Source organism: Streptomyces sp. NPDC059852, from assembly GCF_042731455.1.
Lineage (GTDB): Bacteria > Actinomycetota > Actinomycetes > Streptomycetales > Streptomycetaceae > Streptomyces.
This window is the reverse complement of the sequence record NZ_JBHWJK010000002.1, coordinates 364,464-387,586: the sequence shown is the minus strand read 5'-3', so window position 1 is coordinate 387,586 and position 23,123 is coordinate 364,464. Positions and strand designations below refer to the sequence as shown.

The following is a 23,123-nucleotide window of genomic DNA, read 5'->3' as shown; positions in this document are numbered from 1 at the left end:
GTAAAGCCATTTTCTCGAGCGCGAGGCCGTCTGGGAGAATGACGTGTCGGCCGCGGACCGTGCGGCTGCCCTGTGGAGAAAGAAGGACGTGCCGATCGTGGCTCAGAGCACCGAGACCACCGACTGGGTCTCCCGTTTCGCGGATGAGGTCATCGAGGAGTCGGAGCGTCGGGCCCCGGGCAAACCGGTCGTCGTCGCGTCCGGTCTCTCCCCGTCCGGCCCCATCCACCTGGGCAACCTGCGCGAGGTCATGACCCCGCACCTGGTCGCCGACGAGATCCGCCGTCGCGGCCGTGAGGTCCGGCATCTGATCTCCTGGGACGACTACGACCGCTACCGCAAGGTGCCCAAGGGCATCGCCGGGGTCGACGAGGAGACCTGGTCCGAGCACATCGGCAAGCCGCTGACCTCGGTCCCCGCCCCGAAGGGCTCCGCGTACCCGAACTGGGCCGAGCACTTCAAGGCCGCGATGGTCGAGTCCCTTGCCGAGCTGGGCGTGGAGTTCGACGGCATCAGCCAGACGGAGCAGTACACCTCGGGCGTCTACCGCGAGCAGATCCTGCACGCCATGAAGCACCGCGGCGACATCGACGCGATCCTCGCCCAGTACCGCACCAAGAAGGCCCCCGCGAAGAAGCAGCAGCAGAAGCCGGTCGACGAGGCCGAGCTGGAGGCCGCCGAGGGCTCCGGCGCCGCCGCCGAGGACGACGGCAGCTCCGGCTCCGCCGGGTACTTCCCGTACAAGCCGTACTGCGGCAACTGCGAGAAGGACCTCACCACCGTCACCTCGTACGACGACGACACCACCGAGCTGTCGTACACGTGCGACGCGTGCGGCTTCGCGGAGACCGTGCGGCTGGAGGAGTTCAACCGCGGCAAGCTGGTCTGGAAGGTCGACTGGCCGATGCGCTGGGCCTACGAGGGCGTGATCTTCGAGCCGAGCGGCGTCGACCACTCCTCGCCGGGTTCGTCGTTCCAGGTCGGCGGGCAGATCGTCGGCATCTTCGGCGGCAAGCAGCCCATCGGCCCGATGTACGCGTTCGTCGGCATCAGCGGCATGGCGAAGATGTCGTCGTCCAGGGGCGGGGTGCCCACCCCGGCCGACGCGCTGAAGATCATGGAGCCGCAGCTGCTGCGCTGGCTGTACGCCCGCCGCCGCCCCAACCAGTCGTTCAAGATCGCCTTCGACCAGGAGATCCAGCGGCTCTACGACGAGTGGGACAAGCTCGACGCCAAGGTCGCCGACGGCACCGCACTGCCCGCCGACGTCGCCGCGTACTCCCGCGCCGTGGGCACCGCCGCCGGTGAGCTGCCCCGCACGCCGCGCCCGCTGCCGTACCGCACGCTCGCGTCGGTCGCGGACATCACCGCCGGACACCAGGACCAGGCGCTGCGGATCCTCTCCGAGCTCGACCCGGAGAACCCGCTGTCCGACCTGGACGAGGCGCGTCCGCGCTACGACAAGGCCGAGGCCTGGATCAACACGCACGTCCCCGCCGACCAGCGGACCATCGTGCGCGACGAGCCCGACACCGAGCTGCTGAAGTCCCTCGACGAGGCGTCCCGGCAGTCGCTGCGGCTGCTGCTCGACGGGCTCGCCGAGCACTGGTCGCTCGACGGCCTGACCCACCTCGTGTACGGCGTGCCCAAGGTGCAGGCCGGCTTCTCCGCGGACGCCACGCCCAAGGAGCTGCCGCCGGAGATCAAGACGGCCCAGCGCTCGTTCTTCGCCCTGCTCTACCACCTGCTGGTGGGCCGGGACACCGGGCCGCGCCTGCCCACGCTGCTGCTGGCGGTCGGTCAGGAGCGGGTGAGGACCCTGCTCGGCGCCTGACCGGACACGGAAGAGGGGCCCTCGGGATCGAGGGCCCCTCTTCCATGTCCTGAGCAGGCGGGCGGCTCAGGCGATGTGCTCGTCCGTCAGCTCCGCGTTGAGCCGGTTGGAGAAGCGGTTCATCATGCGCTTGACCTCCGCCTCGTCCAGCTTCACGCCGTAGGTCGCCTCGACGTCGGCGATGAAACCGCGCGGGGTCGGCGCCCCGTTCCCGCCCTTTATCGACTCCCGGAAGACCTGGTAGTAGTCCTCCTCCGACGGCTCCGGGGCCGGCGTGCCGCCGCCCTCGCCGAGCTGCCGGGTACGGGCCGACGTCACCGGGATCGGGAACGTGCCCGTGTCCTCGGGGGAGGGCTCCTGAAGCGGAGGCTCCTCCTCGTACTGGTCGCGGTACTGATCGGCCTGCTGCTGCTCCGCGTACCAGTCCTCCAGGTGCCCCTGGGGGTCGTACTGGGCGTCGTAGCCGCCGTGGTACTCGACCTGCCGGGGCGTGTTGAACCAGTCCTGCACATACTCCGGCTCGGGCTCCGGCGGTCCCGCCGGGTGCGGGAACTCGTCCACGGGGCCCGCCTGCCGGGGGATGGAGGCGGCCACCGCCGGACGTTCCGCGCCGCCCAGGGCCGCCGGACCGGCCGCCGCGGGCACCGCGTCCCGCGCCTGCGCCTGCGCGGGCGCCGGGGGCAGCAGCGCCGGCTCGATGCCCGCCGCCGCCAGGCCCGCCGGAGCGGTCTCCGCGAGCGGGACGCCGTACCGCGCCAGCCGCAGCGGCATCAGGGACTCCACCGGGGCCTTGCGGCGCCAGGCGCGACCGAAGCGCGAGCGCAGCCGCGCCTGGTAGACCAGCCGCTCCTGCTCCAGCTTGATCACCTGCTCGTAGGAGCGCAGCTCCCACAGCTTCATACGGCGCCACAGCAGGAACGTCGGCACCGGCGACAGCAGCCACCGGGTGAGGCGGACGCCCTCCATGTGCTTGTCGGCCGTGATGTCGGCTATGCGGCCGATCGCGTGCCGCGCCGCCTCGACCGACACGACGAACAGGATCGGGATGACGCCGTGCATACCGACGCCCAGCGGGTCCGGCCAGGCCGCTGCGCCGTTGAAGGCGATCGTGGCGGCCGTCAGCAGCCAGGCCGTCTGGCGCAACAGCGGGAAGGGGATGCGGATCCACGTCAGCAGCAGATCCAGGGCCAGCAGGACGCAGATGCCCGCGTCGATGCCGATCGGGAACACATAGCTGAAGTTCCCGAAGCCCTTCTCGATGGCCAGCTCGCGGACGGCCGCGTACGAACCGGCGAAGCCGATACCGGCGATGATCAGGGCGCCGAAGACGACCACGCCGATGAGAACGCGGTGCATCCGAGTCAGCTGCGGTGGCCCGGCCACTCGTACTCCCCTCCCCATGCGTGTTGTTGCGCGCAACAGAGTGGCACATCCGGACGGTGCCCGTGCCCCCGGACCGGCACGAGCCCGGTCCCCGAGGGGAACCGGGCCCGGTCAACGTCCCCCGCTGAGCTGCGTGTTGTGACGCAGCGGTGGGCGGGGTGTGACAGTCAGCTCTTCTTCGACGCTGACGGGGAGGGGGAGCGCGACGCGTCCTTCGACGGCTTGGCCGAGGGAGACTTCGACGCCGGCTTCGAAGGGGCGCTGCTCGGCGTGCCCGCGTCGCCGCCCGCGCCGTTGGCCTTCGCGACCGCCGCGACGGCCTCCTTGAGCGCCTTCTGCGCCAGCTTGTTCAGCTTGTCGCCGTCCGGGGTCTTCTCACCGGCCAGGCCGGCGCCGTTGTAGTCGACGGTGACCACGACGTTCTCGGTGCGTGCCACGACCGTCTCCTGCTTGAAGGACCCCTCCTTCTTCTTCAGGTCGTAGCGCACCGCCGTCGCCTCGTCGCCGACGCCCTGCACGGGCTCCGACTTGGTGTTCTTCGCGCCGGTCACCGACCGGGCGTCCTGCGCCTGCGCCCGGTAGTACTCCTGCGCCAGCTTGTCGCCCGCACCCCGCGAGGCGTCCGACTCGAAGCGCAGCAGGGAGACGTTGAGCCAGCGGAACTGGGAGCCCTTCACACCGTTGTTGTCGAGGCTGCTCCAGGAGCAGGAGCCCCGCGTCGACGTGTCGTCGGAGGAGCCCTTCTTGCCGGACTTGGCCTTCGGCACCAGGTCGTCCAGCGTCTTCTCGGACAGCACCTTGCACGCCTCGGGGAGCGCCTTGTACGCGGCGGCCTGCACGGTCGGCGACGCGCTCGCCGGCGACGACGCCGAGGACGTCGCCCCGCCGTCTTTGCCCTCGGGCGCCTTGTCGCCGGAACCGGAGTCCGAGGAGCAGCCCGCGGCCACCAGCATCACCGGGACGGCCGCGGCGCAGACAAGGGCCCGGCGCAGACCCTTCGCCCGCTGCTCACGCTGGTCACGCCGGTCAAGCTGATCTCGCATCGCTGCTCGCTGCATGGTTCCTTCACTCATGACTGCCACTCGTGGTTCCTGCGGTCGGATCGGGTCCGAGGGGCCACGGTACGCGGTGAAGAAGGTGTGTGGTCTCGTTTCGGTTACGTCGCGGGAGGGGGCGAAGGGGTGCGAGGACGGCGCTAGTCGCCCAGCGCGTCCGCCAGTTGCGCGGCCAGTTTCTGGGCCCTGTCCTGCATTTCCTCGCTGTCGGGCACGGCGCCGACGGTCATCGGCTGCTCCTCGTACTCGATCGTGACGATCACGTTGGACGTGCGGAACGCCACAGTCACCTTGCGCTGCTGGGCCGTCGAACCGGACGTGTTGAGCGCGTCGTCGAGGAACGCCTCGTCCCCGAGGTCCTCCAGCACACGCGGCTGGAGTTCGGGCGGGGTGCCGCCGGACGCGGAGGCGGAGGAGGACGGAGAGGAGGACGCCGAGGAGGAGTCCGAGGACGAGCCGGACGGCGACGGCGAGGAGGACCCGGTCACCTCGGCGCCCGGCGTCACGGTGCTCACCGGCTCGGGCAGGTCGGCGGCGTCCCGCTGCCTCGCGAACAGCCGCTCCGCCTCGCTGTCGTCGCTGGTCGCGGAGTCGTACGCCACCACGCGCTCGAAGTTGACGAAGAGGTGGTCGGTGGCCTGCGCCGACTCGACCTTCCAGCGGCAGCCGACCTTGCGGTCCGTGTCGAAGGTGAGGGTCGGGGTGCCCTCGTACGCCTTCTCGCGGCGCTTCTCGTCGGTCATCTCCCGTATGCCGGGCAGCAGCTCGTCGAGGGTCTCCTCGCCGACCGTGCCGCAGGGCTCGGGCAGGTTGCGGTACCGGCCGGGCTCGGCCACCGCGCTCGCCGTGCCGGAGTCGCCGGGGTTGGAGTCGTCGGTGGCGCCGCCCTCGCCGGAGCCGCCGGTGCAGCCGGCCAGCAGCACCGCGAGGAGCGCGGCGACGCCGGATACGTACGCCTTCCGCTGCACGGTGAGGCTCCTCTCGACGGTGCGGTGTGGCCGGTGTGTTCGCCGGTCCTTCAGTGTCCCCGCTGGTTAATCGCTTGCCGCGCGGGGGCGCCCCCTGCAGACAATGTGTATCGCACGCACTGCTGTGAACGCCGGTCCGCTGTCCCATTTCGTCGACCTTGGCGCCAGTTTTGCTATTTCAGACTTGTATGTGGTTTCCAGGGGGTTGAGGGCGAGATGTCGTACGTGGAGATGCCGGGTGCGAAGGTACCCATCCGGATGTGGACCGACCCGGCGACGGTCGAGGAGTCCGCTCTCCAGCAGCTGCGGAACGTCGCGACGCTGCCGTGGATCAAGGGCCTCGCCGTGATGCCGGACGTGCACTACGGCAAGGGCGCGACGGTCGGGTCCGTCATCGCGATGCGCGGGGCCGTGTGCCCGGCCGCGGTCGGCGTGGACATCGGCTGCGGGATGTCGGCGGTGAAGACGTCCCTGACGGTGAACGACCTGCCGGGAGACCTCTCGCGGCTGCGCTCGAAGATCGAGCAGGCGATCCCGGTGGGCCGGGGCATGCACGACAGCCCCGTCGACCCGGCGCGGCTGCACGGTTTCGGCACGGCCGGGTGGGACGCCTTCTGGCAGCGGTTCGGCACGGTCGCCGACGCGGTGAAGTTCCGCGAGGAGCGGGCGACGAAGCAGATGGGGACGCTCGGATCGGGCAACCACTTCATCGAGCTGTGCACCGACACCGAGGGCGCCGTGTGGCTGATGCTGCACTCCGGTTCGCGGAACATCGGCAAGGAACTCGCCGAGTTCCACATCGGCGTCGCGCAGAGGCTCCCGCACAACCAGGGCCTGGTCGACCGCGACCTCGCCGTCTTCGTCGCGGACACCCCGCAGATGGCGGCGTACCGCAACGACCTGTTCTGGGCGCAGGAGTACGCCAAGTACAACCGCACGATCATGATGGCCCTGTTCAAGGACGTCGTCCGCAAGGAGTTCAAGAAGGCCAAGCCGGCCTTCGAGCCCGAGATCAGCGCCCACCACAACTACGTGGCCGAGGAGCGCTACGACGGCATGGACCTGCTCGTGACCCGCAAGGGCGCGATCCGGGCCGGCTCCGGCGACTACGGCATCATCCCCGGTTCCATGGGGACGGGTTCGTACATCGTGAAGGGCCTCGGGAACCCGCTGTCCTTCAACTCCGCCTCGCACGGGGCCGGTCGGCGGATGAGCCGGACCGCCGCGAAGAAGCGGTTCTCGACGAAGGACCTGGAGGAGCAGACACGGGGCGTGGAGTGCCGCAAGGACTCCGGTGTCGTGGACGAGATCCCGGGCGCCTACAAGCCCATCGAGCGGGTCATCGACCAGCAGCGGGACCTCGTGGAGGTCGTCGCGAAGCTGAAGCAGGTCGTCTGCGTCAAGGGCTGACCGGACGCGGGGACCCACCGCCTACTCGGGCGCGTGGGTCACCGCGTAGATCATGACGAAGGCCACGATGTGGATGCCGAAGAGGAAGTAGCCGAGCCACCACCACATCTGGCGTTCGTCGTGCGGGTCCTTGCCGGTGCCGGTCACCGGGATTCCCGGTGCACCTTGGTGTTGGACGCCTGGGCGCGGGGGCGGACCACCAGCAGGTCGATGTTCACATGGCTGGGGCGGGTGACCGCCCAGGTGATCGTGTCGGCGACGTCGTCGGCGGTCAGGGGCTCGGCCACGCCCTCGTAGACCTTCGCGGCCTTCTCGGCGTCGCCGCCGAAGCGGGTCAGCGCGAACTCCTCGGTCCGCACCATGCCGGGGGCCACCTCGATCACCCGCACCGGCCTGCCCACGATCTCCAGGCGCAGGGTCTCGGCCAGGACGTGCGCGCCGTGCTTGGCCGCGACGTATCCGGCGCCGCCTTCGTACGTGGCGTGACCGGCGGTGGAGGAGACGACCACCACGGTGCCGTCGCCGCTCGCCTCCAGCTTGGGGAGCAGGGCCTGGGTGAGGTTCAGGGTGCCGATGACGTTCGTCTCGTACATCGTGCGCCAGTCGTCCGGGTCGCCGGTGGCCACCGGGTCGGCGCCGAGGGCACCGCCCGCGTTGTTCACGAGGACGCCGACGGTCCGGAAGGCGGAGGCGAACTCGTCCACGGCCGCGCGGTCCGTGACGTCGAGCTGGTAGGCGGTGGCGGAGTGGCCGGCCGCGGTGATCTCCTCGGCCAGCGCCTCGATCCGGTCCTTGCGGCGGGCGGTGAGCACCACGCGGTGGCCGGCGGCGGCCAGCTGCCGTGCCGTGGCGGCTCCGATCCCGCTGCTCGCACCGGTGACGACGGCGATGCGGGAGGCGGCGGACGGTGCGGCGGTGGCCATGGACTGCTCCTCGGGCGTACGCGGACGGGTTGCCGGCCTCGAAAGACGGTCCGGCCAGGATAGGCGGGCCGGAACCGGAGGCACCTACTGGTTTCGCGGGGCCCACATGATCACGGCCATGCCGGCCAGGCAGATCAGGGCCCCCGTGACGTCCCAGCGGTCCGGGCGGTAGCCGTCGGCGACCATGCCCCAGGCCAGTGAGCCGGCGACGAAGATCCCGCCGTACGCGGCGAGGATGCGGCCGAAGTGGGCGTCGGGCTGGAGGGTGGCGACGAAGCCGTAGGCGCCGAGGGCGAGGACGCCCGCGCCGATCCAGACCCAGCCCCGGTGTCCCCGTACGCCCTGCCACACCAGCCAGGCGCCGCCGATCTCGAACAGCGCGGCGAGCACGAACAGGGCGACGGAGCGAAGGATCAGCATGGCCGCCAGCTTCGCACGCCGCCGCACGGCCCCTCATGTCACCTGTTGGACGGCGCCTGCCCGCCGCGCCGCGGGGGATACATCGCTTCGACCTCGGTGGAAGGAGCGGACATGACGTGGTCGACGCGTGGTGTCGTGGTGGGTGCGACGGCGGTCCTGGCGGCGGCCGGCGGGACGGCTCCGGCACCGGCCGCGCCGTGGGGTGCCGGCGCGGAGGTCGCCTATCACGGCTCGGCCGTGCTCTCCGGCGGTCTGGTCGGCGTGCGGTTCACCCCGCACAACCACGGCCCGGCGGCCGTACCGGAGTCGGTGGTGCGCGTGCGCTGGTCGGAGCCGCTGGCCGACGGCCAGGTCCTGCCGCCGTCGTGTGCGCGGGCCGAGGAGCGGGCGGTCGTGTGCCGGGTCGGGCCGCTGGAGGCGGACGGCGTCGGGGAGCCGGTCGTGCTGCGGGTACGGCTGCGGCAGGCGTCGCCCGAGGTGCGGCTGGAGTTCGCCACCCTGGCGGACGGCGACCGGGCGGGCGCCGGGCAGCGGGTGCTGGTGCTGGAGACCGGGGACGCATACGCCTTCTAGGCGTCTGGGTCGTCCCGGGCGTCCTGGTCGTCCTCGCGTTCGGCCTGGGCGTACGCCGTCGGCGGGACGCCCACCGTCGCCGTGAAGTCCCGTACCAGGTGGGCCTGGTCCGCGTAGCCGAGTTCGTGGGCGAGTGCGGCCCAGTCGACGCCGGTACGGGTGCCGGCGTGGTCGAGAGCGTCGTGGATGCGGTAGCGCAGGATGCACCACTTGGGGCTGACGCCGACGTACGCGGAGAACAGCCGTTGCAGGGCGCGCACCGACAGTCCGTGGTCCCGCGCGAGATCGGCGACCCGGCGGATGGAGCGGTCGGCGCGGATGCGCGCGACCAGGTCGACGGCGAGGTCGGCCCGGGGGTCCGGGTCCCGGGGGAGGGCGAGGAGGAAGGCGTCGAGGGCGGCCACCCGGTCCTCGTCCCGCGCGGCGCCGACGACGGTGCGGGCGGTGTCCCCGGTGGCGCCGGGGAAGACTTCGGCGGCGGGGAGGACCCGGTCCGTCCAGGCGGACACCGGCGCCGCGGGGGCGTGGGGCCGGAAGCCGCCGGGCCGGAACTTCACGCCGCAGACGCGGCCCCGGCCGGTCAGCTTGCGGGTGTAGAGGCCGAGCGCGACGCCGGTCAGCTCGGCGTAGGGCGGGCCCTCGTCCTCGTCCCACTGGAAGGTGAGGTTCACGGCCGGGTGCGGGACGACGTGGGAGGCGTAGGGACCGGGCAGGTCCCAGTCGATCAGCCAGTACCACTCGACGTACCGGCGCAGCGGCTCGGCGGGCGTGTGGCGCCGGAACCGGACGCGGCTGAGCAGCCCGGACGGGTCGACGATCCCCCGGGTGTCGTGGCGGGGTGCCTCCATGGCCGGATCGTACGTCGCGTTTGTTCAAGAAGGGCGGCCCCCGGTGTCCCTACGGTCGGGGCATGGACGCGAACAGGGTGAAGACGTACGGCATCGGTGAGCTGCTGGACCGGGCGTGCGAGCGGGCGGTGCCGGTGGTGCGGGCCGTGCCCGACGGGGCGCTCGCCGCGCGCACACCGTGTGCCGAGTACGACGTGAAGGCGCTGGTCAACCATCTCTTCCAGGTGGTCGTGCAGTTCCAGCGGCTGGCCGTGCGGGAGGCGGCCGACTTCGGGGAGACGCCCGATCTGGTGGGCTCCGAGCCCGCGTGGCGGGAGCGGCTGGCGGACGAGGCCCGCCGGACGGCGGCGGTCTGGTCGGCGCCGGGCGCCGAGGACGGGACGACGGGCGGGATGGGGTTGCCCGCGCGTCTGGTCGGCGCGATGGCGCTGCTGGACCTCACCGTGCACGCGTGGGATCTGGCGCGGGCGACGGGCCAGGACTTCCCGGGCTGCGACGAGGCCGTCCTGGCGGAGCTGGAGGGGGCGGTGGCGACGCTGGAGCCGACCGCGCGGGCGATGGGGGTGTTCGGGGAGCCGGTGCCGGCGCCCGAGGGGGCCGGCGCGTTCGACCGGCTGCTGGCGCGCACGGGCCGGGATCCACGCTGGGAATAGCCCGAGGGGGGTCACCGTTCTCCGGGTATAGTTGAACCATAAACAACCTGGAGGGTGAGCGACCATGCAGTTCGGGATCTTCAGCGTCGGCGACGTCACGCCGGACCCCACGACCGGCCGTACACCGACCGAGCGTGACCGCATCAAGGCCATGGTCGCCATCGCCCTGAAGGCGGAGGAGGTCGGCCTGGACGTCTTCGCGACCGGCGAGCACCACAACCCGCCGTTCGTGCCGTCGTCGCCGACCACGATGCTCGGCTACATCGCGGCCCGCACCGAGCGGCTGGTCCTGTCGACGTCCACCACGCTGATCACCACCAACGACCCGGTGAAGATCGCCGAGGACTTCGCGATGCTCCAGCACCTGGCCGACGGCCGGATGGACCTCATGATGGGCCGCGGCAACACCGGCCCGGTCTACCCCTGGTTCGGCCAGGACATCCGCCAGGGCATCAACCTCGCCATCGAGAACTACGCCCTGCTGCACCGGCTGTGGCGCGAGGACGTCGTGAACTGGGAGGGGAAGTTCCGCACCCCGCTCCAGGGCTTCACGTCCACGCCCCGCCCGCTGGACGGCGTGCCGCCCTTCGTCTGGCACGGCTCCATCCGCTCCCCGGAGATCGCCGAGCAGGCCGCCTACTACGGTGACGGCTTCTTCCACAACAACATCTTCTGGCCCGCCGACCACACCAAGCGGATGGTCGAGCTGTACCGCAGCCGGTACGCCCACTACGGGCACGGCACCCCGGAGCAGGCGATCGTCGGCCTCGGCGGCCAGGTGTTCATGCGGAAGAACTCCCAGGACGCGGTCCGCGAGTTCCGCCCGTACTTCGACAACGCGCCGGTGTACGGCCACGGGCCCTCGCTGGAGGACTTCACCGAGCAGACGCCCCTGACCGTCGGCTCCCCGCAGCAGGTGATCGAGAAGACGCTCGCCTTCCGCGACTACGCCGGCGACTACCAGCGCCAGCTGTTCCTGATGGACCACGCCGGGCTGCCGCTGAAGACCGTCCTGGAACAGCTCGACCTGCTCGGCGAGGAGGTCGTGCCCGTGCTGCGCAAGGAGTTCGCCGCCCGGCGCCCGGCCGGGGTGCCGGACGCGCCCACCCACGCCTCCCTGCTGGCCCGCCGGACGTCGGAATCGGAAGAGGTGACCGTCGCATGAGGCTCGTCGTCGTGTCCGCGGGACTGAGCGTCCCCTCCTCCACCCGGCTCCTCGCCGACCGGCTGGCCGCCGCGGCCGGCCGGCAGGCCGAGGCGGACGTCGAGATCGTCGAGCTGCGCGAACTCGCCGTCGAGATCGCGCAGAACTTCACCAACGGCTTCCCGGGCCGCCGGCTGGCTGCCGCGATCGACGCGGTGACCTCGGCGGACGGCCTGATCGTCGTCACCCCGGTGTTCTCCGCGTCGTACAGCGGCCTGTTCAAGTCCTTCTTCGACGTGATCGACAAGGACGCGCTCACCGGTGTGCCCGTGCTGATCGCCGCGACCGGCGGCACGGCCCGGCACTCGCTCGTCCTCGACCACGCGCTGCGCCCGCTCTTCGCCCACCTCAAGGCCGTCGTCGTCCCGACCGGCGTGTACGCCGCCTCCGAGGACTGGGGCGCCGAGGGCCTGGACGGACGGATCGAGCGGGCCGCGGGCGAGCTGGCCGCACTGATGCGGGGCCTGGCCGGGACGCGGCGGGCGGCCCCGGACACCTTCACCGTGGTGCCGTTCGCCGAGCAGCTGGCCGCCGTGGCCGACCGCTCCGGCGGCTGAGGCCGGGGCGCCCGTACCGTGAGATCCCAGTAAGAAGGGTGACCGCAGGCGCCCCCTCACCGCGCAGGGGCCCGGAGCCTTGGCACTATGAAGGCGTGGCCCACACTGTGCTCCTCGCCGAAGACGACCGCGCCATCCGCAACGCGCTGGAGCGCGCCCTGACCCTGGAGGGGTACCGGGTCACCGCGGTCGCCGACGGCGTCGAGGCGCTGGCCCAGGCCCACCGCACCCCTCCGGACGTGCTCGTCCTCGACGTGATGATGCCCGGCATCGACGGCCTCCAGGTGTGCCGGGTGCTGCGCGCCGAGGGCGACAACACACCGATCCTCATGCTCACGGCGCTCGTGGAGACCCAGGACCGCATCGCCGGCCTGGACGCGGGCGCCGACGACTACGTCGTCAAGCCCTTCGACGTCGAGGAGGTCTTCGCCCGGCTGCGCGCCCTGCTGCGCCGCAGCGGTGAGACGAACGGCGCCGCGGCCCCCGCCGAAGCACCCCGGCAGACCCCCGCCGACGCCACCGGGCGGCTCATCGAGGCCGCCGGGCTGCGGATGGACCCGCAGGCGCGGCGCGCCTGGCGGGGCGAGCGCGAGCTGGAGCTGACCCGCACCGAGTTCGAGCTGCTGGAACTGCTCGTGCGCAACGCCGGCATCGTGCTGGACCACGCCACCATCTACGACAAGATCTGGGGCTACGACTTCGGCCCCGGCTCCAAGAACCTCGCCGTCTACGTCGGCTACCTGCGCCGCAAGCTCGACGAGCCCGGTGCCCCGCAGCTCATCCACACGGTGCGCGGCGTCGGCTACGTGCTGCGGGAGGACTGAGTGCGCGGACGGGCCCGCCGCCGGCTCGCACGGCTGCTGACCGGACGCCGGCGTACCGGACTGCTCTCCCTGCGCGGCACCTTCGCGGTGTCCTTCGCCGCCGTCACCGCCGTCGTCACCCTGCTGGTCGGCCTGCTCTCCTACACGGCGGCGGCCCGCCTGGTGCGGGTGGACCAGGAGAGCGTCTTCGACGAGGTCGTGCAGGACCTGCGGGGCGAGGTGCGGCAGCGGGCGATGGCACCGGACGACTTCTCCTCCTCCGCGCCCGGCCACGACCTGGTACGGCCCGCCCGCACCGATGTGCAGGTGCTGGGGCCCGACGGGGCCGTCGTCGACCCCGGCAACCCCGGGCTGCCCGTCGAGGCCGCCGACCGGCGTGTGGCGGCCGCCCCGGTCGCCGGGCGGATGATCCAGCACCGGGACGTCGACGTCGGCAGCGACGTCTACCGCGTCGCCACCGTCGCGCTCGGCGGCGGCCGGGGCGCCGTGCAGATCGCCCAGGAGTTCAGCGACACCGAGGACCTGCTGCGGGCCCTTCAGCAGCGGACCCTGCTGCTGATGTCGGCCATCGTCGTCCTCGCCGGGCTGTTCGGCTGGTGGCTGGCCCGGCGCATCACCCGCCGGCTCGTCGTCCTCACCGACGCCGCCGAGGATGTCGCCCGCACCCGCCGCCTCGGCATCCAGGTCCCCGTCACCGGGTACGACGAGGTCGGCCGGCTGGGCCGGGCCTTCGACCGCATGCTGGGCCGGCTCGCGCAGTCGGAGGAGGACCAGCGGCGCCTCGTGCAGGACGCGGGGCACGAGCTGCGGACCCCGCTCACCTCGCTGCGCACCAACATCTCCCTGCTGCGCCGCATCGACGAACTGCCGCCCGGCGCCCGCGAGGAGCTGGTCGCCGACCTGGGCCAGGAGGCCCGGGAACTGACCGACCTGGTCAACGAGCTGGTCGACCTGGCCGCCGGGCAGTCCGACACCGAGCCGGCGCAGCGCGTGGACCTCGCGGAGATCGCCGAGGACGTCGCCGTGCTCGCGCGGCGGCGCACCGGACGCCGGATCGAGGTCCGCGCCTGCGGCGACACGACCCTCACCGGGCGGCCGGGCATGCTCCAGCGCGCCCTGACCAACCTCGTCGAGAACGCCGCGAAGTTCGACCGCGACGGCACCTCGCCCATCGAGATCGGCGTCGCCGGACCGGCCCGCCCCGGCACGGTCCGCGTCGAGGTCCTCGACCGCGGCCCCGGCATCGCCGACGACGACCTGCTCCGCGTCTTCGACCGCTTCTACCGCGCCCCCGACGCGCGGTCCCTGCCGGGGTCGGGCCTGGGCCTGTCGATCGTCCGCGAGGTGGCCCTCGCCCACGGCGGCGCCCCGTTCGCCTTCCACCGCGAGGGCGGCGGCACGGCGATCGGCTTTACTGCGGGGCGGGCGGGGGAGGGCCGGACGGGGACGGCGCGGGAGGTGCCGTGAGGAGTCACCGGCCGTTCAGAGGCCCGTACGCGCAGGGCGGGGTCTGAGGAGGTCCGAGGACCCCGCCCGTCGGGTGGGAGGGCCGGGTCAGGGCCAGACCAGGCAGTACGGCTGGTGGCCCGCCTCGTGGAGGCGATGGCTGAAGTCCTGCCACTCGTGGAGCAGCTGGTAGACGTTGAACGCGTCGCGGGGGCCGCCGCGGTCCGGGACCGTGGACCAGATGAAGGCCGCCGCGCCCACCGCCTCCTCGCCTATGCCGCGCAGCGGGTCGACGACCGTCATCGGCAGCTTGACCACGGCGTAGTCGGGGTGGAGGACGACCAGCTCCAGGGGCGGCACCTTGTGCAGGGGCACGCCTTCGATGCCGGTCAGCACCATGGCCGCCATGGTCTCCGGCTTGATCTTGGTGAACATGCCGTTCATGCCCAGTTCGTCGCCGCCGAGTTCCTCGGGGCGCATCGAGATCGGGACGCGGGCCGCGGTCGCGCCGTCCGGAGCGCCGAAGTACTTGTACGTCACCCCCACCCGACCACCATTCCTGCTCCCCGCCCTCAGACGGTCGACCCGGCTGTCGATCCGCCGGTCGAACGGCTCGTGCTCACTCGGTACACCCGTCGCATCTGGCATACCTGGTACAACGTGTCCCTGGCGTACTTCGTTCGAATCCTCCGCGTCGCGTCGGTGCCTTCCCCGCCGGGCACGTCGAGGACCCAGGTCGTCGGTCCCCTCGCCCAGTCCGCCACCGCGATGCATATCTCCACCCGACTGCTGTTCTAGGACGCGTGGCGCCCGCCGCGCAACCCGATCATCGTGTCAGTGACCTCCCCCACGGCCGCTCGCCGAAACGTGCGGCGAAACACCTCTGCGCGAGATGTTCCCGGTCCCCGATCACCACGGCCCGCATGAGCTGTGTGTATCACGCCCAGTCTCGCAGATCACCCGTCGGCGACGAGGGGGTACGGAGGGACGCGGGGGTCGGGGAGGGACGCGGGCGCCGGGGAGGGCCGTTCGCGCGCCGGTGGCGGCTCGCGGCCGCCGGTGGGCCCTGGCCTACCCTGAGGAGGTCACAGGCAACCGGAGTCCCGGACCCTCTCAGACAGTCGGAAAAGGTCGGAGTAGTCGCAGGTCATGAGCGAAGCGCCCTCTTCAGGAACGCCCTATCCATACGATGCGCCCGCCTCGCAGGCGCTGTTCGACCGTGCGGCCGCCGTGACGCCCGGCGGCGTGAACTCCCCGGTGCGCGCCTTCCGCGCGGTGGGCGGTACGCCCCGGTTCATGGTGTCCGGCAGCGGCCCGTACCTGACCGACGCCGACGGACGCGAGTACGTCGACCTCGTCTGCTCCTGGGGGCCGATGATCCTCGGGCACTCCCACCCCGAGGTGATCGCCGCCGTGCAGGAGGCCGTCGCCCGCGGCACCTCCTTCGGCACGCCCGGTGAGGGCGAGGTCGCGCTCGCCGAGGAGATGGTCGCCCGGATCGAGCCCCTGGAGCAGGTGCGGCTGGTCTCCAGCGGCACCGAGGCCACCATGTCGGCGATCCGTCTCGCCCGCGGGTTCACCCGGCGCACCAAGGTCATCAAGTTCGCCGGCTGCTACCACGGGCACGTCGACTCGCTGCTCGCCGCCGCCGGATCGGGCGTCGCCACGTTCGCCCTGCCGGACACCCCCGGTGTCACGGGCGCCCAGGCCGGCGACACGATCGTCCTGCCGTACAACGACCTGGAGTCGGTGCACGAGGCGTTCCACCGCTACCCCGGCGAGATCGCCTGCGTCATCACCGAGGCGTCCCCCGGCAACATGGGCGTCGTCCCGCCGCAGCCCGGCTTCAACCAGGGACTGAAGGACGCCTGCGGCAAGAACGGCGCCCTGTACATCTCCGACGAGGTCATGACCGGCTTCCGTACCAGCCGCGCCGGCTGGTACGGCGTGGACGGGGTCAAGCCCGACCTGATGACCTTCGGCAAGGTCATGGGCGGCGGGTTCCCGGCGGCCGCGTTCGGCGGACGCGCCGACGTCATGGAGCACCTCGCCCCCGCCGGGCCCGTCTACCAGGCCGGCACGCTGTCCGGGAACCCGGTCGCGACGGCCGCCGGTCTCGCCCAGCTGCGCCTCCTCGACGAGGCCGCGTACGACACGATCGACGAGGTGTCGAGGACCATCCAGGGCCTGGTCACCGAGGCCCTCACCAAGGAGGGCGTGGCGCACCGGCTGCAGAACGCCTCCAACATGTTCTCCGTCTTCTTCACGGACCGCGAGGTCCGCACCTACGAGGACGCCAAGCGCCAGGAGTCGTTCCGCTTCACCGCGTTCTTCCACTCCATGCTGGCGCAGGGCGTCTACCTGCCCCCCTCGTCGTTCGAGTCCTGGTTCGTGTCCACGGCCCACGACGAGCGGGCGGTCCAGCGGATCGCCGACGCCCTCCCGGCGGCGGCCCGAGCGGCGGCGGAGGCCACGGCGGAATGAGCGAGACCCCCCGCGACGACACCGCCCGCGACGACACGCCCACCCCCGAGCACTCCGGGACACCGATGACCGACAGCAGCAGCGACATCACCGTCGTCCACCTCATGCGGCACGGCGAGGTGGCCAACCCGGACGGCGTCCTCTACGGGCGCCTGGCCGGCTACCACCTGTCCGAGCTCGGCAGGCAGATGGCCGACCGGGTCGCCGAGCACCTCGCCGACCGGGACGTCACCTACGTCTGCGCCTCCCCGCTGGAGCGCGCCCAGGAGACCGCCACCCCGATCGCCAAGGCGCACGGGCTCGACCTCGCGACCGACGCCCGGCTCATCGAGGCCGAGAACGTCTTCCAGGGCAAGACGTTCGGCGTCGGCGACGGGGCGCTGAAGCGGCCGGCGAACTGGAAGTACCTGGTCAACCCGTTCAAGCCGTCCTGGGGCGAGCCGTACGTCGAGCAGGTCGAGCGGATGATGGGCGCGCTCGACGCCGCCAAGGACGCCGCGCGCGGGCACGAGGCCGTGCTGGTGAGCCACCAGCTGCCGATCTGGATCGTGCGCAGCCATGTCGAGAAGCGGCGGCTGTGGCACGACCCGCGCAAGCGCCAGTGCACGCTCGCGTCGCTGACGTCCTTCACCTACCAGGGCGACCGGATCGTCTCCGTCGGCTACTCCGAGCCGGCGATCGACCTCGTCCCCGAGCATCTGCGGGCCGGGGCCAGGCCGGCGCAGGGGCAGAGCAAGGGTTTCGGCGCCTGACCAGTGGCCGATGTCACCCTCGCGGCGCAGGGGTGACATTGCTCGCGATTCCTCCACAGGGCGGGCGGGAACCGTCCCGTTCGTCGTGCCCTCTGACTGGGTGACCAGCTCAGCAGCACGACGGACGGGGCAGCCATGCGCGACATCAGCCGACGGGGAGTCATCGGACTCGGCGCGGGAGCCGCCGCGGCCCTCACACTCGCGGGGTGCGGCGCGTCCACCTCGTCCGACGGGTCGAAGGACACGCCGGGCTCCGGCGGTTCCGGCACTCCCAAGGACAACCGGCACGACTCGCAGGCCGACCGCGCCCGCCCGATAGGCGACGGCTCCACCTCCCACACCGGCAAGCAGCCCCACCAGCCGGACACGCCGGTGCCGCTGGAGCCGGGTCAGGAGCCGCCCCAGTTCGTCGTCTTCTCCTGGGACGGGGCCGGCGAGGTCGGCAACGGCCTCTTCCCGCGCTTCCTGGACCTCGCCGAGCAGCACGGCGCGCACATGACCTTCTTCCTCTCGGGGCTCTATCTGCTCCCCGAGTCGAAGAAGCGGCTCTACGAACCGCCGAACAACCCGCGCGGCGCCTCGGACATCGGCTATCTCACCGACGACCACATCAAGCAGACGCTGAAGAACGTGCGGCGCGCCTGGCTCGACGGGCACGAGATAGGCACCCACTTCAACGGGCACTTCTGCGGCGGCAGCGGCACCGTCGGCAACTGGACCCCGCAGCAGTGGCGCAGCGAGATCGACCAGGCCAAGTCCTTCGTCAAGGAGTGGCGCACCAACTCCGGCTGGACCGAGCTGCCCTCCCTGCCGTTCGACTACGACAAGGAGCTGGTCGGCGGCCGTACGCCCTGTCTGCTCGGCCAGGACAACCTGCTGCCCACCGCCCGTGAGCTGGGCTGGCGCTACGACGCCTCCTCGCCCGGCGGCCGTCAGGTGTGGCCGGTGAAGAGGAAGGGGCTCTGGGACCTGCCGCTCCAGCAGATACCTTTCCCCGGCCGTTCGTTCGAGGTCCTGTCGATGGACTACAACATGCTCGCCAACCAGTCGGTCAACTCGACGAACGCCCCGAGCTACCGCCACCCGGCCTGGCGGAAGCAGGCGACGCAGGCGTACATCCAGGGATTCAAGCGGGCATACGAAACGAATCGTGCACCCTTCTTCATAGGCAACCACTTCGAGCAGTGGAACGGCGGCATCTACATGGACGCCGTCGAGGAGGCGCTCAAGCACATGGCGCGGGAGAAGGAGAAGGGCGGCGACGTCCGGCTCGTCTCGTTCCGGCAGTTCGTGGACTGGCTGGACGTCCAGAAGCCGGACATTCTCGACAAGTTGCGCACGCTGGAGGTCGGGCAGAAGCCCGCCGGAGGCTGGAGCGCCTTCACCAAGGGCGGCGCCACGAGCGGCACCGGCACTCCGTCCGGCACCTCCTCCACCGGGTCGGCGAACGCTGCCTGATATGCGGTTTTACGCCCGAGAGGGGGGTGCGCAAGATCCCCCGTACGGGCATGCGAAACTTTTCACATGAGTGCCGTCCGCCGCTCCCGTAGCCGTACCGCTTCGCTCGCCGTCACCAGCGCCGCCGCTGCCGCGCTGGCCCTGTCCGCGTGCAGCTCGGGCGGCACCTCGGGCGGTGGCGGGGACACCAACTTCGTCGCCGGCGGCAACGGCGTCGACACCGTGAAGCGGGGCGAGCGCGCCGCCGCCCCGGAGCTGTCCGGCGCCACCATCGACGGCAAGCAGCTCACCACCGCCGACTACAAGGGCAAGGTCCTCGTGGTCAACGTCTGGGGGTCCTGGTGCCCGCCCTGCCGGGCCGAGGCGAAGAACTTCCAGACCGTCTACTCCGACCTCAAGGACCGGGGCGTCCAGTTCGTCGGCATCAACACCCGGGACACCAGCACCACCCCGGCGAAGGCCTTCGAGAAGGAGTTCGGGGTCACGTACCCGAGCCTGTACGACCCCACCGGAAAGCAGATGCTCCGCTTCGGGAAGGGCACGCTCAACCCGCAGGCGATCCCCTCCACCCTCGTCATCGACCGGGACGGGAAGATCGCCGCCCGCGCGCTGATGCCCCTCGGTGAGGACACCCTGCGGGACATGATCAAGCCCGTCCTCGCGGAGAAGTGACGTGAGCGCACTCACCCCACTCGCCGCCGACCCGAACCAGACGGTGATGAGCGGCGCCCTGCTGATCGCGCTGCCCGTCGCCCTGCTCGGCGGCCTCGTCTCCTTCTTCTCGCCCTGCGTCCTGCCGCTGGTCCCCGGCTATCTCTCCTACGTCACCGGCGTCACCGGCACCGACCTCGCCGAGGCCCGGCGCGGCCGGATGGTCGCCGGTGCCTCCCTGTTCGTGCTCGGCTTCACCGCCGTGTTCGTCTCCAGCGGGGCGCTGTTCGGGTACTTCGGCGACAACCTCCAGGCGCACAAGGACGTCCTGTCGAAGGTGCTCGGCATCCTCATGATCGCCATGGGTGTCTTCTTCATGGGCCTCATGCCCTGGATGACCCAGCGTGAGTTCCGCTTCCACCGGCGGCCCGTGACCGGGCTGATCGGCGCGCCCTTCCTCGGCGCGCTGTTCGGCATCGGCTGGACGCCCTGCATCGGCCCCACCCTCACGTCCGTGATCGCGCTGTCGTACAACGAGGCGAGCGCGGGCCGCGGCGCCCTGCTCACCGTCGCCTACTGCCTCGGCCTCGGCGCCCCCTTCGTCCTCGCTGCCGTAGCCTTCCGCAAGGCGCTCGGTGCCTTCGCCTGGGTGAAGCAGCACTACGTCTGGGTCATGCGGATCGGCGGCACGATGATGATCGTGACCGGTGTGCTGCTGCTGACCGGCGCCTGGGACCGCATCGTGCAGGAGATGCAGGTCTGGTCCAACGGCTTCACTGTGGGGATCTGATCGATGAGCGACACGACCGACAAGGCCGCCCCGGCCGCCCCCGAGGGCCAGGACCAGGATCTGGGCGCCGCCGGCTCCCAGCTCTCCACCGCACCCGCCGAGGACGCCCCCAACCTGCCCTCGCTCGGCGTCGTCGGCTGGGCCCGCTGGTTCTGGCGGCAGCTCACCTCGATGCGGGTGGCGCTGCTGCTGCTCCTGCTGCTGTCGCTCGGCGCGATCCCCGGCTCGCTCATCCCCCAGACCGGCATCGACGAGACGAAGGTCGCCGCCTTCCGGCAGGCGCACAGGACGCTCGCGCCCGTCTACGACAAGCTCGGCCTCTTCCACGTCTACAGCTCGGTGTGGTTCTCGGCGATCTACATCCTGCTGTTCGTCTCCCTCATCGGCTGCATCGTGCCGCGCACCTGGCAGTTCGTCGGGCAGCTGCGCGGCCGGCCGCCGGGCGCGCCCAGGCGGCTCACCCGGCTGCCCGCCTACACCACCTGGCGCACCGAGGCCGAGCCCGAGCAGGTCCGCGAGGCCGCGCTCGCCCTGCTGAAGAAGCGCCGCTTCCGCGCGCACCTCGCCGGTGACGCCGTCGCCGCCGAGAAGGGCTATCTGCGCGAGGTCGGCAACCTCGCCTTCCACATCGCGCTCATCGTGATGCTGGTCGCGTTCGCCTGGGGCCAGCTGTTCAAGTCCGAGGGCAACAAGCTGATCGTCGAGGGCGACGGCTTCTCCAACACGCTCACCCAGTACGACGACTTCAAGTCCGGCAGCCTCTTCGGCCAGGACGACCTGGACCCGTTCAGCTTCACCCTGAAGGAGTTCAAGGGCACCTACGAGGCGACCGGCCCCAACCGCGGCACCCCGCGCACCTACGAGGCCGACCTCGTCTACAGCGAGGGCGCCGGCGGCAAGGAGAAGAAGACCACCGTCAAGGTCAACGAGCCGCTGGAGATCGGCGGCTCCAAGGTCTACCTCGTCAGCCACGGCTATGCCCCCGTCATCACCGTCCGCGACGGCAAGGGCAACGAGGTCTTCCACGACGCCGTGCCCCTTCTTCCGCTCGACGGCAACGTCACCTCCACGGGCGCGATCAAGGTGATGGACGGCTACCGCGACGCCAAGGGCAGGTGGGACCAGCTCGGTTTCCAGGCATTCCTCCTGCCGACCTATGTCCCGGGCAACGAGCTCGCGTCGCAGTTCCCCGCGCTGCTCAGCCCGATCATGAACGTCGAGGCCTACCACGGTGATCTCGGTGTCAATTCGGGCCTCCCGCAGAGCGTGTACCAGCTGAACAAGAAGAACCTGACGGGCTTCAAGGACGACAAGGGCGCGCAGCTCAGGAAGAACCTGCGGCCCGGCGACACCCTGACCCTCCCGGGCGGCGCCGGCTCGATCACCTTCGAGAAGGAGATCAAGGAGTGGGCGGGCTTCCAGGTCGCCCGCCAGCCGGGCAGCGGCTGGGCGCTCGCCGGCGCCCTCGCGGCGATCTTCGGTCTGGCCGGCTCCCTGTTCATCCAGCGCCGCCGGGTCTGGGTGCGGGCCACCACCGGTGACGACGGCCTCACCGTCGTCGAGATGGCCGGCCTCGGCCGCAGCGAGTCCGCGAAGGTGCCCGAGGAACTGGGCGACCTCGCCGGGATCCTCTACGACCGGGCCCCCGGGGCAGCCGCCCCCGAGGACACCGACGACGACCCCTCCGATACCCCCGACCCCCAAGCCGTACCTGCCGAAGGGGCTGAGAAGTGACTCTCGCCGCCGCAACCGATCTGGCCGCCGCCACCAACGAGAACCTGGCCAGTATCAGCAACACGCTGATCTACTCGTCGATGGCCGTCTACACCCTGGCCTTCTTCGCGTACATCGCCGAGTGGCTCCTCGGCAGCCGCAGCAAGGTCGGCCGCACCGCCGCCGCGCTCACCCCGGCCAAGTCCGCCAAGGCGGCCGCGCCCGCCGTGACCGTGACCAAGGGCGGCTCCACGGCCGTAATGGAGCGGCCGAAGGTCGTCGTGCGGGCCGCCGCCGGACAGCGGGACGTGCCGGACGGGCCCGGCGCGCACGGTGGTGACGAGCAGGGCGACCTCTACGGGCGTATCGCCATCTCCCTCACCGTGCTCGCCTTCCTCGTCGAGTTCGGCGGGGTGCTCACGCGGGCCCTCTCGGTGCAGCGGGCGCCGTGGGGCAACATGTACGAGTTCAACATCACCTTCTCCACGGTCGCCGTCGGCGTGTACCTGGGGCTGCTCGCGCTGAAGAAGAACGTGCGCTGGCTCGGGCTGTTCCTGATCACCACGGTCCTCCTCGACCTCGGTCTCGCCGTCACCGTCTTGTACACCGCCAGTGACCAGTTGGTTCCCGCCCTTCACTCGTACTGGCTGTACATCCACGTCTCCACGGCGATCTTCTGCGGCGCGGTGTTCTACGTCGGCGCGGTCTCCACGCTGCTGTACCTGTTCAAGGACACCTACGAGACCAAGCTCGCGAACGGCGGCACGCCCGGCCGCTTCGCGAACTCCGTCCTGGACCGGCTGCCGTCCTCGGCGTCCCTGGACAAGTTCTCCTACCGCGTCAACGCCGCCGTGTTCCCGCTGTGGACGTTCACGATCATCGCGGGCGCCATCTGGGCGGGCGACGCGTGGGGCCGCTACTGGGGCTGGGACCCCAAGGAGACCTGGTCCTTCATCACCTGGGTCGCCTACGCCGGCTACCTGCACGCCCGGGCCACGGCCGGCTGGAAGGGCCGCAAGGCCGCCTACCTGGCGCTGATCGCCTTCGGTTGCTGGCTGTTCAACTACTACGGCGTCAACATCTTCGTCTCCGGCAAGCACTCCTACGCCGGCGTCTGAGCCGCGGCGGGGGCCGGCGCCGCCCACGGGTGCGCGCCGGGTCCCGCGGGGTCAGGCTG

23 protein-coding genes are annotated in these 23,123 nt (G+C 71.3%); 15 read left to right on the top strand and 8 right to left on the bottom strand.

Annotated elements, in window-relative coordinates; translation table 11 throughout:
• Positions 1–88 precede the first annotated feature (88 nt).
• Positions 89–1,834, top strand: coding sequence for a lysine--tRNA ligase (gene lysS, locus ACFV46_RS04210; RefSeq protein WP_376728903.1), 1,746 nt, complete (start codon positions 89–91; stop codon positions 1,832–1,834).
• A gap of 66 nt (positions 1,835–1,900) precedes the next feature.
• Here lysS and ACFV46_RS04205 read toward each other — a convergent pair whose 3' ends face one another.
• The 3 genes from ACFV46_RS04205 to ACFV46_RS04195 form a co-directional block, all read right to left on the bottom strand.
• Entirely contained in the window at positions 1,901–3,217 is a 1,317-nt protein-coding gene (locus tag ACFV46_RS04205) for a DUF2637 domain-containing protein (protein ID WP_361925427.1), read from the bottom strand.
• A 167-nt stretch (positions 3,218–3,384) separates the two neighbouring features.
• Positions 3,385–4,275, bottom strand: a complete 891-nt coding sequence (locus ACFV46_RS04200; protein WP_361925428.1) for a DUF3558 family protein — start codon at positions 4,273–4,275, stop codon at positions 3,385–3,387.
• 137 nt (positions 4,276–4,412) lie between these two features.
• The gene (locus ACFV46_RS04195; RefSeq protein WP_385496951.1) at positions 4,413–5,240 is read right to left on the bottom strand and encodes a DUF3558 domain-containing protein; all 828 of its coding nucleotides are present in this window, start codon (positions 5,238–5,240) and stop codon (positions 4,413–4,415) included.
• A gap of 216 nt (positions 5,241–5,456) precedes the next feature.
• On the opposite strand from ACFV46_RS04195, the gene ACFV46_RS04190 reads away from it, so the two are divergent.
• Complete coding sequence (locus ACFV46_RS04190) at positions 5,457–6,650, top strand: RtcB family protein (RefSeq protein WP_385496950.1); 1,194 nt, start codon at positions 5,457–5,459, stop codon at positions 6,648–6,650.
• A 21-nt stretch (positions 6,651–6,671) separates the two neighbouring features.
• Here ACFV46_RS04190 and ACFV46_RS04185 read toward each other — a convergent pair whose 3' ends face one another.
• The 3 genes from ACFV46_RS04185 to ACFV46_RS04175 all read right to left on the bottom strand — a co-directional run bounded on the left by ACFV46_RS04185 (position 6,672) and on the right by ACFV46_RS04175 (position 7,993).
• A complete protein-coding gene (locus tag ACFV46_RS04185; protein ID WP_361925433.1) occupies positions 6,672–6,797 on the bottom strand; it encodes a hypothetical protein in 126 nt (41 codons plus the stop codon).
• Positions 6,794–7,573 (bottom strand): SDR family NAD(P)-dependent oxidoreductase, encoded by a 780-nt coding sequence (locus ACFV46_RS04180; RefSeq protein ID WP_376728905.1) that lies wholly within the window; start codon positions 7,571–7,573, stop codon positions 6,794–6,796. Before ACFV46_RS04180 ends, ACFV46_RS04185 begins: the two co-directional genes overlap by 4 nt.
• 84 nt (positions 7,574–7,657) lie before the next feature.
• Positions 7,658–7,993, bottom strand: a complete 336-nt coding sequence (locus ACFV46_RS04175) for a YnfA family protein (protein ID WP_385496948.1) — start codon at positions 7,991–7,993, stop codon at positions 7,658–7,660.
• Between the two features lie 111 nt (positions 7,994–8,104).
• Between ACFV46_RS04175 and ACFV46_RS04170 the strand changes: the two genes are divergently transcribed.
• The gene (locus ACFV46_RS04170) at positions 8,105–8,566 is read left to right on the top strand and encodes a hypothetical protein (RefSeq protein WP_385496947.1); all 462 of its coding nucleotides are present in this window, start codon (positions 8,105–8,107) and stop codon (positions 8,564–8,566) included.
• Here ACFV46_RS04170 and ACFV46_RS04165 read toward each other — a convergent pair.
• On the bottom strand, positions 8,563–9,414 hold the full coding sequence (locus ACFV46_RS04165; RefSeq protein ID WP_385496946.1) for a DUF6597 domain-containing transcriptional factor: 852 nt from the start codon (positions 9,412–9,414) through the stop codon (positions 8,563–8,565). The two genes, ACFV46_RS04170 and ACFV46_RS04165, sit on opposite strands and share 4 nt — an antisense overlap.
• Before the next feature lie 62 nt (positions 9,415–9,476).
• Here ACFV46_RS04165 and ACFV46_RS04160 point away from each other — a divergent pair, with 62 nt between their 5' ends.
• From ACFV46_RS04160 to ACFV46_RS04140, 5 genes are all read left to right on the top strand, one after another.
• Positions 9,477–10,067 (top strand): TIGR03086 family metal-binding protein, encoded by a 591-nt coding sequence (locus ACFV46_RS04160; protein WP_361925441.1) that lies wholly within the window; start codon positions 9,477–9,479, stop codon positions 10,065–10,067.
• Positions 10,068–10,131: 64 nt separating this feature from the next.
• On the top strand, positions 10,132–11,232 hold the full coding sequence (locus tag ACFV46_RS04155; protein ID WP_361925443.1) for an LLM class flavin-dependent oxidoreductase: 1,101 nt from the start codon (positions 10,132–10,134) through the stop codon (positions 11,230–11,232).
• The gene (locus ACFV46_RS04150) at positions 11,229–11,828 is read left to right on the top strand and encodes a CE1759 family FMN reductase (RefSeq protein WP_361925445.1); all 600 of its coding nucleotides are present in this window, start codon (positions 11,229–11,231) and stop codon (positions 11,826–11,828) included. Before ACFV46_RS04155 ends, ACFV46_RS04150 begins: the two co-directional genes overlap by 4 nt.
• A gap of 95 nt (positions 11,829–11,923) precedes the next feature.
• Positions 11,924–12,652: a response regulator transcription factor gene (locus tag ACFV46_RS04145; RefSeq protein ID WP_361925447.1), complete on the top strand. Its 729-nt coding sequence runs from the start codon at positions 11,924–11,926 to the stop codon at positions 12,650–12,652.
• Positions 12,653–14,119, top strand: a complete 1,467-nt coding sequence (locus ACFV46_RS04140) for an ATP-binding protein (protein ID WP_385496944.1) — start codon at positions 12,653–12,655, stop codon at positions 14,117–14,119.
• Positions 14,120–14,206: 87 nt separating this feature from the next.
• On the opposite strand, the gene ACFV46_RS04135 is transcribed toward ACFV46_RS04140, so the two are convergent.
• Complete coding sequence (locus tag ACFV46_RS04135; RefSeq protein WP_003974483.1) at positions 14,207–14,644, bottom strand: hypothetical protein; 438 nt, start codon at positions 14,642–14,644, stop codon at positions 14,207–14,209.
• Positions 14,645–15,247: 603 nt separating this feature from the next.
• Between ACFV46_RS04135 and hemL the strand changes: the two genes are divergently transcribed.
• The 7 genes from hemL to ccsB all read left to right on the top strand — a co-directional run bounded on the left by hemL (position 15,248) and on the right by ccsB (position 23,064).
• A complete protein-coding gene (gene hemL, locus ACFV46_RS04130) occupies positions 15,248–16,582 on the top strand; it encodes a glutamate-1-semialdehyde 2,1-aminomutase (RefSeq protein ID WP_361925451.1) in 1,335 nt (444 codons plus the stop codon).
• A gap of 65 nt (positions 16,583–16,647) precedes the next feature.
• Entirely contained in the window at positions 16,648–17,334 is a 687-nt protein-coding gene (locus ACFV46_RS04125) for a histidine phosphatase family protein (protein WP_361925790.1), read from the top strand.
• A gap of 135 nt (positions 17,335–17,469) precedes the next feature.
• On the top strand, positions 17,470–18,792 hold the full coding sequence (locus tag ACFV46_RS04120) for a hypothetical protein (protein ID WP_385496943.1): 1,323 nt from the start codon (positions 17,470–17,472) through the stop codon (positions 18,790–18,792).
• 66 nt (positions 18,793–18,858) lie between these two features.
• Complete coding sequence (locus tag ACFV46_RS04115) at positions 18,859–19,464, top strand: TlpA disulfide reductase family protein (protein WP_361925455.1); 606 nt, start codon at positions 18,859–18,861, stop codon at positions 19,462–19,464.
• 1 nt (position 19,465) lies between these two features.
• On the top strand, positions 19,466–20,233 hold the full coding sequence (locus tag ACFV46_RS04110) for a cytochrome c biogenesis CcdA family protein (RefSeq protein WP_385496942.1): 768 nt from the start codon (positions 19,466–19,468) through the stop codon (positions 20,231–20,233).
• A 3-nt stretch (positions 20,234–20,236) separates the two neighbouring features.
• On the top strand, positions 20,237–21,967 hold the full coding sequence (locus tag ACFV46_RS04105; protein WP_385496941.1) for a cytochrome c biogenesis protein ResB: 1,731 nt from the start codon (positions 20,237–20,239) through the stop codon (positions 21,965–21,967).
• Positions 21,964–23,064 (top strand): c-type cytochrome biogenesis protein CcsB, encoded by a 1,101-nt coding sequence (gene ccsB, locus ACFV46_RS04100; RefSeq protein ID WP_385496940.1) that lies wholly within the window; start codon positions 21,964–21,966, stop codon positions 23,062–23,064. The genes ACFV46_RS04105 and ccsB overlap by 4 nt, the downstream gene beginning before the upstream one ends.
• The last annotated feature ends 59 nt before the right edge of the window (positions 23,065–23,123 follow it).